At 70.5% G+C, this 14,754-nt stretch carries 15 protein-coding genes; 7 read left to right on the top strand and 8 right to left on the bottom strand.

The window, feature by feature from the left end; genetic code table 11:
• Window positions 1-38: 38 nt before the first annotated feature.
• Entirely contained in the window at window positions 39-1,133 is a 1,095-nt protein-coding gene (trpD, locus tag BLQ34_RS03565; protein ID WP_091781603.1) for an anthranilate phosphoribosyltransferase, read from the bottom strand.
• 4 nt (window positions 1,134-1,137) lie between these two features.
• Entirely contained in the window at window positions 1,138-1,614 is a 477-nt protein-coding gene (locus BLQ34_RS03560) for a response regulator (RefSeq protein ID WP_091781600.1), read from the bottom strand.
• A 114-nt stretch (window positions 1,615-1,728) separates the two neighbouring features.
• Between BLQ34_RS03560 and ctaE the strand changes: the two genes are divergently transcribed.
• From ctaE to BLQ34_RS03535, 5 genes are all read left to right on the top strand, one after another.
• On the top strand, window positions 1,729-2,376 hold the full coding sequence (gene ctaE / locus BLQ34_RS03555; RefSeq protein WP_456238427.1) for an aa3-type cytochrome oxidase subunit III: 648 nt from the start codon (window positions 1,729-1,731) through the stop codon (window positions 2,374-2,376).
• 73 nt (window positions 2,377-2,449) lie between these two features.
• Entirely contained in the window at window positions 2,450-3,235 is a 786-nt protein-coding gene (qcrC, locus tag BLQ34_RS03550) for a cytochrome bc1 complex diheme cytochrome c subunit (RefSeq protein WP_091781594.1), read from the top strand.
• 85 nt (window positions 3,236-3,320) lie between these two features.
• Window positions 3,321-4,412, top strand: a complete 1,092-nt coding sequence (gene qcrA / locus BLQ34_RS03545) for a cytochrome bc1 complex Rieske iron-sulfur subunit (protein WP_091781591.1) — start codon at window positions 3,321-3,323, stop codon at window positions 4,410-4,412.
• The gene (qcrB, locus tag BLQ34_RS03540; protein WP_091781588.1) at window positions 4,409-6,175 is read left to right on the top strand and encodes a cytochrome bc1 complex cytochrome b subunit; all 1,767 of its coding nucleotides are present in this window, start codon (window positions 4,409-4,411) and stop codon (window positions 6,173-6,175) included. The genes qcrA and qcrB overlap by 4 nt, the downstream gene beginning before the upstream one ends.
• Window positions 6,176-6,276: 101 nt before the next feature.
• Window positions 6,277-6,618, top strand: coding sequence for a metallopeptidase family protein (locus BLQ34_RS03535; protein ID WP_197674825.1), 342 nt, complete (start codon window positions 6,277-6,279; stop codon window positions 6,616-6,618).
• Between the two features lie 13 nt (window positions 6,619-6,631).
• On the opposite strand, the gene BLQ34_RS03530 is transcribed toward BLQ34_RS03535, so the two are convergent.
• From BLQ34_RS03530 to ctaC, 5 genes are all read right to left on the bottom strand, one after another.
• Window positions 6,632-7,660, bottom strand: coding sequence for an alkaline phosphatase family protein (locus BLQ34_RS03530; RefSeq protein WP_091781582.1), 1,029 nt, complete (start codon window positions 7,658-7,660; stop codon window positions 6,632-6,634).
• 11 nt (window positions 7,661-7,671) lie between these two features.
• Window positions 7,672-8,871, bottom strand: coding sequence for a L,D-transpeptidase (locus tag BLQ34_RS03525; RefSeq protein WP_231961428.1), 1,200 nt, complete (start codon window positions 8,869-8,871; stop codon window positions 7,672-7,674).
• Window positions 8,872-9,288: 417 nt separating this feature from the next.
• Window positions 9,289-9,690, bottom strand: coding sequence for a cytochrome c oxidase subunit 4 (locus tag BLQ34_RS03520; protein ID WP_091781576.1), 402 nt, complete (start codon window positions 9,688-9,690; stop codon window positions 9,289-9,291).
• A 3-nt stretch (window positions 9,691-9,693) separates the two neighbouring features.
• Window positions 9,694-11,493: an aa3-type cytochrome oxidase subunit I gene (ctaD, locus tag BLQ34_RS03515; protein WP_091781573.1), complete on the bottom strand. Its 1,800-nt coding sequence runs from the start codon at window positions 11,491-11,493 to the stop codon at window positions 9,694-9,696.
• Window positions 11,493-12,422 carry an aa3-type cytochrome oxidase subunit II gene (gene ctaC, locus BLQ34_RS03510; protein ID WP_091781570.1) on the bottom strand — a complete coding sequence of 310 codons (930 nt, stop codon included), beginning with the start codon at window positions 12,420-12,422 and terminating at the stop codon, window positions 11,493-11,495. Before ctaC ends, ctaD begins: the two co-directional genes overlap by 1 nt.
• Window positions 12,423-12,484: 62 nt before the next feature.
• On the opposite strand from ctaC, the gene BLQ34_RS03505 reads away from it, so the two are divergent.
• Window positions 12,485-13,780: an aminotransferase class V-fold PLP-dependent enzyme gene (locus BLQ34_RS03505; RefSeq protein ID WP_231961427.1), complete on the top strand. Its 1,296-nt coding sequence runs from the start codon at window positions 12,485-12,487 to the stop codon at window positions 13,778-13,780.
• Entirely contained in the window at window positions 13,777-14,118 is a 342-nt protein-coding gene (locus BLQ34_RS03500; protein WP_331712521.1) for a sulfurtransferase TusA family protein, read from the top strand. Before BLQ34_RS03505 ends, BLQ34_RS03500 begins: the two co-directional genes overlap by 4 nt.
• On the opposite strand, the gene aat is transcribed toward BLQ34_RS03500, so the two are convergent.
• Window positions 14,055-14,741 carry a leucyl/phenylalanyl-tRNA--protein transferase gene (aat, locus tag BLQ34_RS03495; protein WP_231961426.1) on the bottom strand — a complete coding sequence of 229 codons (687 nt, stop codon included), beginning with the start codon at window positions 14,739-14,741 and terminating at the stop codon, window positions 14,055-14,057. The two genes, BLQ34_RS03500 and aat, sit on opposite strands and share 64 nt — an antisense overlap.
• Window positions 14,742-14,754 lie beyond the last annotated feature (13 nt).

Here is a 14,754-nt window from a genome sequence, read left to right as displayed (position 1 = left end):
TTCAACCAAGGCGGGGCGCGGGCGCGGTGCGGGAGCGGTCAGCCGGAGGTGTCGCGCTGGGTCGCGGCCGCCCACAGCTCGAGCCGCGCAGCCGCCGCACCGGAGTCGATCGACTGCTCGGCGCGGTCCATCCCGGTCCGGACGGCCGCAGCGAACTCCTCGTCCGTGCCGTCGTGCGACACCGCAGCGCCACCGGGGAGGGCGGCACCGGCCAGGGCGAGCGCCATGCCGGCGTTGAGCACCACCGCGTCGCGCACCGCGCCATGCTGCCCGGCGAAGACGTCGCGAGCCACCTGGGCGTTGTGCGTGGCGTCGGCCCCACGCAACGCCTCGACCGGCTGTCGCTGGAGGCCCACGTGCAGCGGGTCGAAGACGCGCTGCACGACCCGGCCACCGCCCACCCACCACACGGTCGAGGTGGTGCTGAGGGTCAGCTCGTCGAGGCCGTCGTCGCCGCGGAAGACGACGGCGTCGGCCCCGCGCCCGGCGAACACGCCCGCGATCAGCGGCGCCATCCGGGGGTCCGCGACCCCGACGGCGGCGTAGGTGGGGCGGGCCGGGTTGGTCAGCGGACCGAGGACGTTGAACGCCGTGCCGACTCCGAGACCGCTGCGGGCCACCGCCGCGTGCCGCATGGCCGGGTGGAACGCCTGCGCGAAGCAGAACGTGATCCCCGCCTCGGAGGCGACCTCCGCGACCCGAGCCGGGGCGAGGGTGAGGTTGACGCCGAGCGCCTCCAGCACGTCGGCCGAGCCCGACGCCGAGGAGGCGGCACGGTTGCCGTGCTTGACCACCCGGACCCCACTGGCCGCGATGACGACGCTGGCCATGGTCGAGATGTTGACCGTGTTGGAGCGGTCGGCACCGGTGCCGACGATGTCGAGGCTCGGACCCGGCACCTCGATCTGGTTGGCGTGCGCGAGCATCACGTCGGCGAGCCCACGCAGCTCCTCGACCGTCTCGCCCTTGGACCGCAGTGCCACCAGGAAACCGGCCACCTGCACGGGGGACGCCTCGCCACCCATGATCTCGTTCATCGCCCAGGCGGCCTGGTCGGTGCTCAGGTGCTCACCGGCGATGAGCAGCGTCAACAGGTCCGGCCAGGTGTGGCCGGCCTGCTCCCGCGCGGTCACGGGATCAGGACGCGCTGGGGCGTCCGCCGCGACCCAGCTCGGCCACGGCCGAGGCCAGCGCGATCGGGTCGAGCGGGTGCGGGACGGCCAGGTCGGCGAGGGACCAGGTGGCCAGCCAGCCGTCCTGCGGGCGACCGGTCAGGACCAGGATGGGCGGGCACGCGAAGATCTCGCTCTTGAGCTGGCGGCAGAGCCCGAGCCCACCGGTCGGGGCGGCCTCGCCATCGAGGACGAGGACGTCGAACTTCGCGTTCTCCACCGCCTCGATGACGGCCGGCGCGGTGGCGCACTCTCGCCACGAGGTGACCTCGACGTCACGGGCCGGTCGACGGCCCACGGTGACCCGGACGGAGTCCCGCGTGGTCTTGTCGTCGCTGTACAGCAGCACCGAGATCTGACGGGTCGAGGACCCCGTGGATGACCCCGGCGTCGACCCCGATGAGGTCGGGGCGTCGGCGGCGGTCGCGTGCGAAGCGGTCATGGCGCTGATGCTACCGGTGCGGCGATCTGCGGCGTCCATCCGCCCATCGGGGGGTCGACGGTGTGCCGCGCGGCGATTGTGGCTAATCTGGCGCACGTGGCGACAGCAACCCCCGTGACCTCTGAACCCTCCCGCTCGGCCGGCAGCATCCCCGGTCACGGGCCGGTGTCCCGACCCAACATGGTCTCGGTCGGCACCATCGTCTGGCTCTCCAGCGAGCTGATGTTCTTCGCCGGTCTCTTCGCGATGTACTTCACGATCCGCTCGGTCGAGCCGGAGCTGTGGAAGGAGTCGACGGGCGTCCTCAACGTGCCCTTCGCCACCATCAACACGGTGATCCTCGTGATCTCCTCCGTGTGGTGCCAGCTCGGCGTCCACGCGGCCGAGCACGGCAAGCCGCACCGCGGCGACGCGAGCGTCCTGTCGCTCAAGAGCTGGGGCATGCGCGAGTGGTACGTGCTCACCTACATCTTCGGCGCGATCTTCGTGTCCGGGCAGGTGCTCGAGTACTCCGAGCTGGTCCACGAGGGCATCACCCTGGCCTCGAGCCCCTACGGCTCGGTCTTCTACCTCACCACCGGCTTCCACGCCATGCACGTGACCGGTGGCCTGCTCGCCTTCCTGCTCATCATCGGGCGCACCTTCACGACCCGGCACTACAGCCACGCGCAGGCCGCCGGCGCCGTCGTGACCTCCTACTACTGGCACTTCGTCGACGTGGTGTGGATCGCGCTCTTCGCGACGATCTACCTGCTGAAGTGACCGGCCCCATGACGACCTGCCCGATCCCCTCCCGTCAGCCAGCCCTGCCCACCTCCGTCGACAGGACCGCACCGTGAACGCCTTGGCCGCACGCCGCCGACACCCGGCCGCGATCGCCCTGCTCCTGCTCCTGGGCCTGATCCTCACCGGGGTCGCCTACTCCGCGTTCGCCCCCAAGCAGGCCGACGCCGCCACCAGCGCGGCCAGCTCGGTCGAAGAGGGCAAGAAGCTCTTCCTCGCCAACTGCGCGACCTGCCACGGCCTGCAGGCCCAGGGCACCAAGGCCGGTCCGGCCCTGCCCGGCGTGGGCGCCGCGGCAGTCGACTTCCAGATGGGCACCGGCCGCATGCCGATGGCCGCCCCCAACGTCCAGGCGCCGCGCGCCGAGAAGGTCCAGTTCACCCAGGAGCAGATCTCGGCGGTCGCCGCCTACATCGCCTCGCTGGCCCCCGGCCCCGGCGTCCCCGACGCCGAGTACACCAACGGCGAGGGCGGCAACGTCGCCATGGGCGCCGAGCTCTTCCGGGTCAACTGCGCGATGTGCCACAACTTCGCCGGCTCCGGCGGTGCGCTCACCCGCGGCAAGTACGCCCCGGCCCTGCGCGACATCGAGGGCAAGCACATCTACGAGGCCATGGTCACCGGTCCGCAGTCGATGCCGGTCTTCAACGACGACAACATCTCGCCCGAGGCGAAGAACGACATCGTCGCCTACCTCCACACGGTGGACGAGCAGGAGAACGTCGGAGGTATGGCGCTGGGCAACCTCGGCCCGGTCTCGGAGGGCCTCTTCGTGTGGATCTTCGGGCTGGGCATCATGGTCGGCTTCGCCGTCTGGCTCGGCAAGAAGGCCGCCTGATGACTGCGTCACCATCTCTGGCCAGCACCGCCTCCCTGGGTGACACTGGAACTGACCACCGCGACTCGACAGGACCCACGACACGATGAGCGAACACGACACGCCGCACGGCGAGGTCGTCGGCACCGGCGACGGCTACGGCTCGACCGCGGTCCGCCTCGACCGGGGCCACGTCGAGGGCACCGGTGGTCTGCCGGCCCGCTTCGAGAACCCCGGCCTGCCGCCGCACGTCGCCCGCATGGCCGACCTCGACGAGAAGGCCGCCAAGCGGGCCGAGAAGCAGGTCGCGGCGCTGTTCGGGCTCTCGAGCCTGGCCACGATCGGCTTCATCGTCGCGTTCTTCGCGATCGACCCCGAGGAGTCCGGGTTCATCCCGGGCATCGGCAACGCCAGCATCTACAACGTCGCCCTCGGCGTCCTGATGGCACTGGCCCTGCTCGGCTGCGGCGTCGGTGCCGTGCACTGGGCCAAGACCCTGATGCCCGACACCGAGTCGGTCGAGGAGCGCCACCCCCAGCGCGCCAAGGACGAGGACCGCCAGCGGGTCGTCACCAACCTCATGGACGGTGGCGAGAAGGCCCAGCTCGGCCGGCGCCCCCTGATCAAGTTCTCGCTCGCCGGCGCGCTCGCGCTGCCGCCGATCGCGATCCTGCTGCCCCTCATCGGTGGGCTCGGCCCGCTGCCCAAGGACCAGCTCTCGACCACCATGTGGAAGAAGGGCGACCGGCTGGTCCGCGACCCCGAGCGCACCCCGATCCGCGCCGACCAGGTCACGATCGGCTCGGTCTACCACGTGCTGCCCGAGTCGATCAACGAGTCCGAGCACGTCCTCGAGGACAAGGCCAAGGCCGCCGTGCTGCTGATGCGCCTCAACCCCGAGGACATCAAGCCCCAGAAGGAGCGCGACTGGGGTCACGAGGGCATCGTCGCCTACTCCAAGATCTGCACCCACGTCGGTTGCCCCGTGGGTCTGTACGAGCAGCAGACGCACCACCTGCTGTGTCCCTGCCACCAGTCGACGTTCGACGTGACGCAGGACTGCAAGGTCATCTTCGGCCCGGCCAAGCGCCCCTTGCCGCAGCTGAAGATCACCGTGGATTCCGAGGGTTACCTGGTGGCCGACGCCCCGTTCCGTGAGGCTGTCGGTCCGAGTTTCTGGGAGCGTGGTTCCGCATGAGCAGCAACGGACGCAGCGGGTCGGCCGACCCGATCGATCGCCTGCGCAAGGACGACGCCCAGCCAGAAGCACCCATCCCGGGTCCGCTGAAGGCAGTGGGCGGTGTCGCCGGGTGGCTCGACGACCGCACCGGAGCCGCCAAGCCGGTCGGCTACCTCATGAAGAAGGTCTTCCCCGACCACTGGTCGTTCATGCTCGGTGAAGTCGCGATGTACTCCATGATCATCTGCCTGCTCTCGGGCACGTTCCTCACCTTCTGGTTCGTCCCGAGCGCCGGCCAGGTGGTCTACGACGGCTCCTACCTGCCGCTGCGGGGCATCACGATGTCCGAGGCGTTCCGGTCGACCGTCGACATCTCCTTCGACATCCGTGGTGGGCTGCTGATCCGCCAGATCCACCACTGGGCCGCGCTGATGTTCATCGTGGCGCTGTCGGTGCACATGCTGCGCGTGTTCTTCACCGGTGCGTTCCGCAAGCCGCGTGAGATCAACTGGGTGATCGGCTGCATCCTGTCGATGCTGGCGCTCGTCGAGGGCTTCGCGGGCTACTCGCTCCCCGACGACCTGCTGTCCGGCACCGGGCTCCGGGCCGCCGAGGGCTTCATGCGCTCCGTGCCGGTGCTCGGCTCCTACCTGTCGTTCGCGCTGTTCGACGGGCCGTTCCCGGGCGAGGCGATCATCCCCCGTCTGTTCTCGATCCACGTGCTGCTGCTCCCGGCCATCCTGGTCGGCCTGTTCACGGCGCACATCGGGCTGGTGTTCGTGCACAAGCACACCCAGTTCCCCGGCCCGGGCCGGACCAACGACAACGTCGTGGGCTTCCCGGTCATGCCGGTCTACGCCGCCAAGGCCGGCGGGTTCTTCTTCATCGTCTTCGGCGTCATCGCCCTCATCTCGGGTCTGGTCACGATCAACCCGATCTGGGCCTACGGTCCCTACGACCCGTCGCCGGTCACCGCGGGGTCGCAGCCGGACTGGTACATGGGCTTCGCCGACGGGGCGTTGCGGTTGCTGCCCGGCTGGCTGGAGTTCACCGCGTTCGGGTTCACCTTCTCGTTCAACGTCATGATCGGGGCCATCCTGCTCATCCCCGTGATGTACGGGCTGATGGCCGCTTATCCGTTCCTCGAGAAGTGGGTCACCGGTGACGAGCGCGAGCACCACCTGCTCGACCGTCCGCGCAACAACCCGACCCGCACGGGTCTGGGCATGGCCGCGCTGACCGCCTACGGCGTGCTCATGTTCGCTGCGGGCAACGACCTGATGGCGATCAAGCTGCACCTGTCGATCAACGACATCACCCACGTCCTGCGGGCCGCGTTCTTCATCGCTCCCCCGCTGGTCTTCTGGGTGACCAAGCGGATCTGCCTGTCGCTGCAGCGCAAGGACCGCGACCTGGTCCTGCACGGTCGCGAGACCGGGCGGATCATCCGCACCGCTGACGGCAAGTTCTTCGAGCAGCACGAGCCGCTCGACGAGTTCACCCGATGGAACCTCGTGCAGCACGACCCGCACGAGGTGCTCACCCTCGAGGCGGCCACGGACGAGCACGGGGTGGCCTCACCCACCGCGCGCAAGGACAAGGCCCGCTCGGCCCTCTCGCGGTTCTACTTCACCGACAGCATCAATCCGGTCACGCCGGCCGAGCTCGCCGCCGCGCACCACGACGGCCACGGGCACGAGTCGATCGGCACGATCGAAGCCGCCGACGAGAGCCGTCCGGCCCTCGAGAGCGCCCGCAGGGAGCCTCCCAAGCGTCCCTGAGACCGCACGCCTCGGTTATGCCGCCCGCTCACCTCGAGCGGGCGGCATACCGCGTTTTTCGGGGTGCACGGTGCGCGTGGCAGGCTGGGGACGTGGTCGAGATGGATGCGGCGGAGTTCGAGCGGGCCGTCGGTGACGCCCTCGACGAGGTGCCGCCGGAGCTGATGCGCCTGCTCGACAACGTGGTCTTCTTCGTGGAGGACGAGCCGCCCGCGGACGACCCCGACCTGCTCGGCGTGTACGACGGGACCCCGCTGACCGAACGCGGCGACGCGTGGGCCGGTGCGCTCCCCGACCGGATCACCATCTTCCGTGGGCCGCTGACCCGGATGTGCGAGGACCGCGACGACCTGCTCGAGGAGATCGCGGTCACCGTGGTGCACGAGATCGCCCACCACTTCGGGATCGACGACGAGCGGCTGCACGCCCTCGGCTGGGGCTGAACCCCTAGCAGGGTCAGGGCAACGGCAGCTGGAAGGCCTTGGCCATCGACGGTGCCTTCGCTGCGCGGCCGAGCGGCGTGGTGCCGGTGACCTCGGCGTAGAGCCTGGTCAGCGAGTAGTGGTCGAGGCGCTGGGTGACCACCCGGTGCCGCTGGCTGGGGTGGGCGACGACGGTGAGCACCCGGTTGCCGGCGGACTTGTCGTCCTCGTCGGCAGTGAGCACCACGGCGAGGTGTCCGGAGCGCCAGTCGGGGCCGGCCTGGATCCTGGTCATCCAGGTGCGGAACCACCGGTCGGCGGTGGCCAGGCTGCAGTCGTGGGCGTCGTGGCACAGGTCCGGGACCACCATGCCGGCGTGCGGCAGGGTGCCCGCGTCGACGGCCGGGCCCAGCGCGGTGACCGGCAGGTCGTGCTGGCGGCAGAGGGAACGCTCCTGCGCGAAGTACGGCCAGGGGTTGTGCTTGACCGCGTAGCGCCCCTTCGGCTGGAGCGCGCACCGGCCGGGCATGGCGTCGGCGTAGACGGCGGCGGCCCGCCCGGCAGCGATCGCCCGGCCGAAGACCGAGGCACCGCGCACCGTGACGTTGTCGGCCGGGGCGGCGTTGGTGGTCACTGCGTGGGTGCTGCCCGAGGCGATCGCGAGGTAGTTCGGCAGTGACGGGTGGCGGATGCCGAAGTAGCCGGTGGCGTATCCGTAGTTCTTGGCCAGGCGGTACGTGTAGGGCATCTGCGCGCGCATCTGGGCGAGCGAGTGGTTCTCGACCACGAAGACCAGCAGCTTGGTGACCGGCACGGCCCCGGGCACGGTGGCCGTGGTCGTCGTGCTGGCGGTGTCCGTGGTCGTGCTGGTGGTGTCCGTGGTCGTGCTGGCGCCGGACGACGTCGACGAGGTGGTCGAGGTGGTCGTCACGACGCCAGACGTGGCACCCTGGCCGTCCCCGGATCCGGACGGGCTCGAGCAGGCCACGACCGCCGTCAGGATCGACAGCACCCCCAGCACCCCGGTCAGGAGGGTGCGTCGCGGAGTGCGGGCTCGGCGCATGTCGGACCGGCTCAGGCGAGCGCGCTCTGGGCCTTCCACTTCGCGAACGAGTACTGCCACACCCCGATGCCCTCGGTGGGCAGGAACGGGCGCTTGGAGCCGGTGAAAGTCACCACGTCGCCGACCTTGGAGTTGTCGAACATCCACTTGGCGTTCGCGGGCGACAGGTTCACGCAGCCGTGGCTGACGTTGGCGTTGCCCTGCGCACCGACCGACCACGGGGCGGAGTGGAGGTACTCACCGGTCCAGGTGATCCGCAGGTTCCAGTCGGTGATCTCCCGGTAGTAGCCGGGCTTGCCCTTGGGGATGCCGATGGTCGTGGAGTCCATCGTGACGGTGCCCTCCTTGCGGATGATCACCTTCGTGCCGCCGCGGGTCTCGGTGGTCGCGCCGGGCCGACCCGTGCTCACCGGGATCACCCGCAGGACCTTGCCGTTGCGGCGCACGGTCATGTGGTGGCCCTTGATGTCGACCGTCGAGATCATCGCGGAGCCCACCGTGAAGCTCGCACTGGCGTCGTTGGCCACCCACTTGTCCTCGCCGGTCTGCACGCCGGTCAGCGGTGCGGAGACGGTGACCTTGGTGCCGGGCTGCCAGTACTTCGCGGGGCGCCACATCAGCTGGCGGTTGTCGAGCCAGCCCCAGGAGCCGCTCTGCTTCGGCGAGGTGGTGACGGTGACCAGCTTCTCGACCTCGGCGCGCATCTTCGCGGTGGTCACGGCCGAGTCGAACTGGATGCTGGCCGGCATACCCACGCCGACGGTCTCGCCGGAGTAGAGGATGCCGTAGGTCGCGGTGACCTTCGGCTTGAGCGTCTTGAACGTGGAGGTGGTGGTGCTCGGCGTGCCGTCGTCGCCGGTGGCGGCGGCCTTGACCGTGTATGCCGCGCCGGGCGCCAGGCGCGTGGTGGACGTCCAGGTGCCGTCGCTGCCGAGCTCACCCTCGACCTTGCGGCCCTTCGCGTCGGTGACGGTGACCTCGCCGACGGTGCCACCGGTGGCGCTGACCACGACCGGCGCCGAGGGGAGCACGCCGGTGGCGCCCTTGGCCGGGGTGATGGTCAGCTCGGCCGGGACCGGGGTCGCCGAGGAGGACGAGGACGACGAGGAGCCGTTGCCCGAGCCGGCGGCGACGTTGTCGGTCGCCGGGCTGTCCACCGAGCCCGAGCAGCCGGCCACGAGGCCCAGCCCAGCGACGAGGGTCGCGGCCACGGCCAGTCGTACCCCTGAAGTCCTACCCACCACGTGTGCTCCTGTGCTCTGCGCCACCCTGGCGCCCTGTGCGATTGCTCCTGCGAGAAAACGTGCGCGTGTCGCGGTCTGCGGTGCAGCCGCGGGTCTGCGCCCGACGATGGCCGTCACCCGGACAGACGCCGGACAGGCCGAGATGGTTGGCTATGCAACTGTGTCTGGCCGGGATCGCGTCTCTCGCGCCAGGCCCCCTGAGCACAGGCTCCCTGAGGAACCCGATGGCCCGCCCCTGCGCGGACCGGGCACGAGTCTACCTGCTCCACGGCGATGCCCTCGACAGGGCACGAGCCGCCCCGATCGGAGGTGCCCGACGGCCGACGACGACGGCCGGACGAGACCACCTGGGTCGTCGTCCGGCCGATGGGCCGCCAGCCGTCGTCAGACGGCGTGCGGGCCCTTGAAGTACTCGAAGGTCCAGCCGACCAGCGCGACGGTGCCGACCGCCGCCCCGATGATGAACAGCCACCAGCCGACGGCCAGGCCGAGGAAGCAGATCGCCGCGGCCCCCGCGAGCGGCAGCGGCCACCAGGAGTGCGGGCTGAAGAAGCCGTACTCACCCTCCTGCTCGTGGATCTCGCCCCCGGGGTTGTCCTCGGGGCGCTCGGGCAGTCGGCGAGCGGTGGCCCACAGGTAGAACGCGATCATCGCGCCGAGCCCGGCGGAGAGGAACAGCCCGGCGGGACCGACCGGCTCTTTCCAGTCGGTGGCGATGCCGTAGGCGAGGCCGACCGGCGCGAAGAAGGCAGCCAGGATGACGAAGAGCTTGTACTCGATCTTCACGGGTCAGTCACGCTCCTCGTGGAACCGCGGGTGCTTGTCGTGGTCGAACTCGCCCGTCCGGTGCTCCTCGGAGCTGCCCGTCCCGGCCATGATCCGGGTCAGGGTGTCGGGGTCGGCGTGCACACCGGACAGCGGAGCCGCCTCCGGGTGGTGCAGGTCGAACGCCGGGCGCTCCGAGCGGATCCGGGGCAGGGTGTCGAAGTTGTGCCGCGGCGGCGGGCACGAGGTGGCCCACTCCAGCGAGGCGCCGTAGCCCCACGGGTCGTCGGTCTCGACCAGCGGCGCGGTGCGCCAGGTCTTCCAGACGTTGTAGATGAAGGGCAGGGTCGAGGCCGCCAGCAGGAAGGCACCGAAGGTCGAGACGCGGTTCTCCCAGGTGAAGCCGTCCTCGGGCAGGTAGTCGGCGTAGCGGCGCGGCATGCCGTCGACACCCAGCACGTGCTGGATCAGGAAGGTGGTGTGGAAGCCGATGAACAGCATCCAGAAGTGCACCTTGCCGAGCGTCTCGTCGAGCATCCGCCCGGTGAACTTCGGCCACCAGAAGTAGAAGCCGGCGAACATCGCGAAGACGACCGTGCCGAAGACCACGTAGTGGAAGTGGGCCACCACGAAGTAGCTGTCGGAGAGGTGGAAGTCGAGGGCCGGGCTGGACAGGATGATGCCGGTCAGTCCACCGAAGAGGAACGTCACGAGGAAGCCGATCGACCACAGCATCGGTGTCTCGAACGACAGCTTGCCGCCCCACATCGTGCCGATCCAGTTGAAGAACTTCACGCCGGTCGGCACCGCGATGAGCATCGTCATGACCGCGAAGAACGGCAACAGCACCTGACCCGTCGCGTACATGTGGTGGGCCCACACGGTGACCGACAGGGCCGCGATGCCGATGGTGGCGAAGACGAGCGTCTTGTAGCCGAAGATCGGCTTGCGCGAGAAGACCGGCAGGATCTCGGAGATGATGCCGAAGAACGGCAGGGCGATGATGTAGACCTCGGGGTGGCCGAAGAACCAGAAGAGGTGCTGCCACAGCATCGGGCCGCCGTTGTCGGCCTCGAAGATCTGGGCCCCGAACTTGCGGTCGGCACCGAGCGCGAGCAGCGCCGAGGCCAGCACCGGGAACGCCATCAGCACGAGCAGGCTGGTGACGAGGATGGTCCAGGTGAAGATCGGCATCCGGAACATCGTCATGCCGGGCGCGCGCATGCAGATGATCGTGGTGATGAAGTTGACGGCACCGAGGATGGTGCCGAAGCCACCGAGCGCGAGGCCGAAGACCCACAGGTCGCCGCCGAGGCCCGGGCTGTTGGAGGCGTCCGACAGCGGCGAGTAGGCGAACCACCCGAAGGATGCGGCGCCGCTCGGGGTGAGAAAGCCTGCGGAGGCGATCAGGCCACCGAAGAGGTAGAGCCAGTACGCGAACATGTTGAGCCGCGGGAAGGCGACGTCGGGGGCGCCGATCTGGATCGGCATGAGCGCGTTGGCGAAACCGGCGAACAGCGGGGTCGCGAAGAGCAGCAGCATGATCGTGCCGTGCATGGTGAACAGCTGGTTGAACTGGTCGGGGTTGTCGACGACCTGGAGCCCGGGCGTGAACAGCTCGGCCCGGATCAGCAGGGCGAGCACGCCACCGAAGAGGAAGAACGCGAACGAGGTGATGAAGTAGAGGTTGCCGATCACCTTGTGGTCGGTCGTCGAGGCCCACTTCACGATGGTCTGGCCCTTGGTGAGCCGACGCGTCGGGGTGGCCTCGGTGGACCGGTAGTAGGTGCCGGTGCCGGCGGTGGCTTCGGTTGCCGCTGCCATCAGTTGCTCCCTGCGCTCGGAAGGAGGTCCTTGTCCACGTCCATCACCTTCGACGGGTTCAGGCTGTTGTCGAGCTGGCCGTTGTTGCCCTGCGCCTTGAGGTCGGCGATGTGGGCGTCGTAGGTGGCCTGGTCGACGACCTTGACGTTGAACAGCATCTGCGAGTGGTAGGCGCCGCAGAGCTCGGCGCACTTGCCCTTGAAGTCACCGGTCTCGGTCGGGACCACCTGGAACTTGTTGACCCGGCCCGGGATCATGTCGAGCTTCTGGAGGAAGGCCGGCACCCAGAACGAGTGGATGACGTCGCGGGAGGTCAGCACGAACTCGGTGCGCTTGCCGACCGGCAGGTAGAGGGTCGGGAGGTTCTCCTCGGCGCCGGGCTCCCCGGTGAGCTCGGCCTGCGTGCCGCTCTCGTAGGTCTGCTCGTTGACGTAGTTGAAGTCCCAGCTCCACTTCTTGCCGACCACGTTGACGACGACGTCGGGGTTCTTGGAGGTGTCGAGCAGGGCGGCCTCGTCGCGTGCGGTGTAGTAGAAGAGGACCGCGATCATGAAGACCGGGACGATCGTGTAGAGGATCTCCATCGGCACGTTGTAGCGCAGCTGCACCGGCAGGGCGGTGTCGTCCTTGCGCCGGCGGTAGGCGACCACGCACCAGCCGATCAGGCCCCAGACGATGACGCCGACGATGAGCGCGGCGATCCAGGCGCCGTTCCACAGGGTGGTGACCCGCTCACCTCCCTCGGTCACGGCGCGGGGCAGGAAACCGTCCTGCACACGCCCCGCGCAGCCCGACAGGGCGAGGGCGACGAGGGTCAGCCCGAGAGCCGTGGTGGTTCTCCTGCGAGCAGTCCGCCGCCCCTGGGGGCGCGGCGCAGAGACGTCGTGCTGACGCAACGGTGCACCTTCTTCGTGACAGTGATGGGCCATCGCGCCAAACCCTACTCCAGCCAGTGCGTCCCGTCCGGTCAGGGTGCGGCTAACGTCAGGGTGTGGCGAACCCCTCCCAGGCCGGTCCCCAGGACCATGCCGAGGACCGTGCTCAGGACAGTGCCCAGGACCGTGACCAGGACCGTGACCAGGTCAGGGCCCAGGACGCCGTGGCGGGCCGCGGCCCCGCGCGTCGCTGGCTCGACGCGGCACCCGGTCCGATGCACCCGCGCGCCAGCGAGACCCTGCTCGCCGCGGTCGAGGCCGGCTGGGCCGACCCCCGCCGGCTGCACCGTGAAGGACGGGCCGCCCGACGCCTGCTCGACCAGTCCCGCGAGGTGCTCGCGGCCGGCCTGGGCGTCGCGCCCGCGGAGGTCGCCTTCGCCCCTGACGGACCCACCGCGGTGCGCTGGATGGTCGACGGCCTCCGGTATGCCGGTCGGCGGCGGGGGACGCGCGTCGTCGCCTCCGCGGTCGAGCACTCCGCGGTCCTCGTGCCGGGGCGGCACACCGCCGACGCGACCGGGGAGCCGCTGGACTTCGAGGTGGTGCCGGTCGACTCCCGTGGCCGGGTCGACCTCGACGCCTGGGGCCGCGCCGTCGCCGGGCCGGGGACGGTCGCCGCGGCCCTCCAGCACGGCAACGGCGAGGTGGCGACCCTGCAACCGCTCGAGGCGGCCCGGACGGCGGCCCGTGGGGCCGGGGTGCCGCTCGCGGTCGACGCCCAGGCGTCGTTGGGCAGGGCACCCTCCCCCGACACCAGCGCCTACGACCTCCTCGCGGGCGATGCGACGTCGTGGGGCGGTCCGGGTGGGCTCGGTGTCCTGGTGGTCCCCGACCGCACCCGGTGGCTCCTGCCCGGCCCGGCCGACCCCGATGTCGCCCTGAGCGGGCCGACCCGCCACACCCCGTGGGTGCCGCTGGCCCTCGCGGCGGCCGAGGCGTGGCAGCAGACGGCCGCGACCCGCGCGGCGGACGCCGCCGAGGCGCGCCAGCTGGTCGACCGGGTGCGGGCGGCTGCTGCCGCGGTCCCGGACGTCGAGGTCGTCGGCGACCCCAAGGACCGCCTTCCCCACGTGGTCACCTTCTCGGCGCTCTACGCCGACGGCGAGGCACTGGTGCGTGAGTTCGATCGGCGGGGGTTCGCCGTGGGGTCGGGGTCGGCCTGCACCGCCAGCACCCTCGAGCCGAGCCACGTGCTCGCGGCGATGGGCGCGCTCACCCACGGCAACGTCCGGGTCACCCTCCCCCTCGCCCCGGTGGCACCCGACCGGGCCACCCAGGTCGACGCCTTCTGCGCGGTCATCGCCGAGGTGGTCGAGGTCGTGCGCACCGAGCTCGGGGCGCGGCGGCTGTGACCGACCGGCCCGAGTCCGCCGCCGAGCCCCCGCCCCCGACGGGTGCGGTGCTGGTCGACGCCCGCGGCCTGCGGTGCCCCCTGCCGGTGATCCGACTGGCGCAGGCGGCCGTCGACGCCCCGGTCGGGACGGTGGTCGAGGTCTGGGCCACCGACCCCGCCGCGCGCGCAGACATCCCCGCCTGGTGCCGCATGCGGGGCCAGGACTACCTCGGCGAGGTCCCGGGCGGCGGTGAGCACACGGCATACCGGGTGCTGGTGGTGCGCAGCGCCGGTCAGGACTCCACCGCGAACGTCGGCGGCGCCAGCGGCACGGCCGCCTCGAGCCGCGCGAGGTAGTCGCGTCGCGACACCGTCACCACCCCCAGGCTGCGCAGGTGGTCGGTCGCCCACTGCACGTCGATCAGGCGGCGGGGGTCGCCGTCGGCGAAGACGTAGCCGGCCGTGGCGACGACCGCGGCCTTCGACGCGTCGGTCACGCGGTGGAACATCGACTCCCCCGCGAACAGACCACCGACGTTGACGCCGTACAACCCGCCCACGAGCTCGCCGTCCAGCCAGGTCTCGATGCTGTGCGCCCAGCCCAGCGCGTGCAGCTCGGTGTAGGCGTCGGCGATCTCGTCGGTGATCCACCGCCCGTCGCGCCCCGGGTCGGCGCAGGCGTCCACCACCTCGCGGAAGGCGGTGTCGACCCGCATCTCGAAGCGGCGCAGCGACTTGCGCAGGGACCTGCTCGCGTGCACCCCGCCGGGGAGCAGGACGCCCCGGGGGTCGGGCGACCACCAGGCGATCGGCCGGGCGCCGAGCTCACCGAGCCCCATCGGGAAGAGCCCACTGCGGTAGGCCTCCACGAGTGTGCCGGCGCGCAGGTCACCCCCGACGGCGACCATGTCCTCGCCGTCGTCCACCTCGCTGAGGTCGAACACCCAGCTGGTGGGCAGGGGCTCGACCGGCTCGGTCACCACCGGGAGCCGC

The organism is Pedococcus dokdonensis (genome assembly GCF_900104525.1).
Lineage (GTDB): Bacteria > Actinomycetota > Actinomycetes > Actinomycetales > Dermatophilaceae > Pedococcus > Pedococcus dokdonensis.
The sequence above is the reverse complement of the archived record's forward strand: the minus strand, read 5'-3'. Positions and strand labels throughout refer to the sequence as shown.

Coding starts and splice junctions, on each gene's coding strand:
- ctaC (WP_091781570.1), bottom strand. CDS start 12,422: ATGGCCCATCACTGTCACGAAGAAGGTGCACCGTTGCGTCAGCACGAC.
- BLQ34_RS03560 (WP_091781600.1), bottom strand. CDS start 1,614: ATGACCGCTTCGCACGCGACCGCCGCCGACGCCCCGACCTCATCGGGG.
- BLQ34_RS03530 (WP_091781582.1), bottom strand. CDS start 7,660: ATGCGCCGAGCCCGCACTCCGCGACGCACCCTCCTGACCGGGGTGCTG.
- BLQ34_RS03535 (WP_197674825.1), top strand. CDS start 6,277: ATGGATGCGGCGGAGTTCGAGCGGGCCGTCGGTGACGCCCTCGACGAG.
- qcrA (WP_091781591.1), top strand. CDS start 3,321: ATGAGCGAACACGACACGCCGCACGGCGAGGTCGTCGGCACCGGCGAC.
- ctaD (WP_091781573.1), bottom strand. CDS start 11,493: ATGGCAGCGGCAACCGAAGCCACCGCCGGCACCGGCACCTACTACCGG.
- qcrB (WP_091781588.1), top strand. CDS start 4,409: ATGAGCAGCAACGGACGCAGCGGGTCGGCCGACCCGATCGATCGCCTG.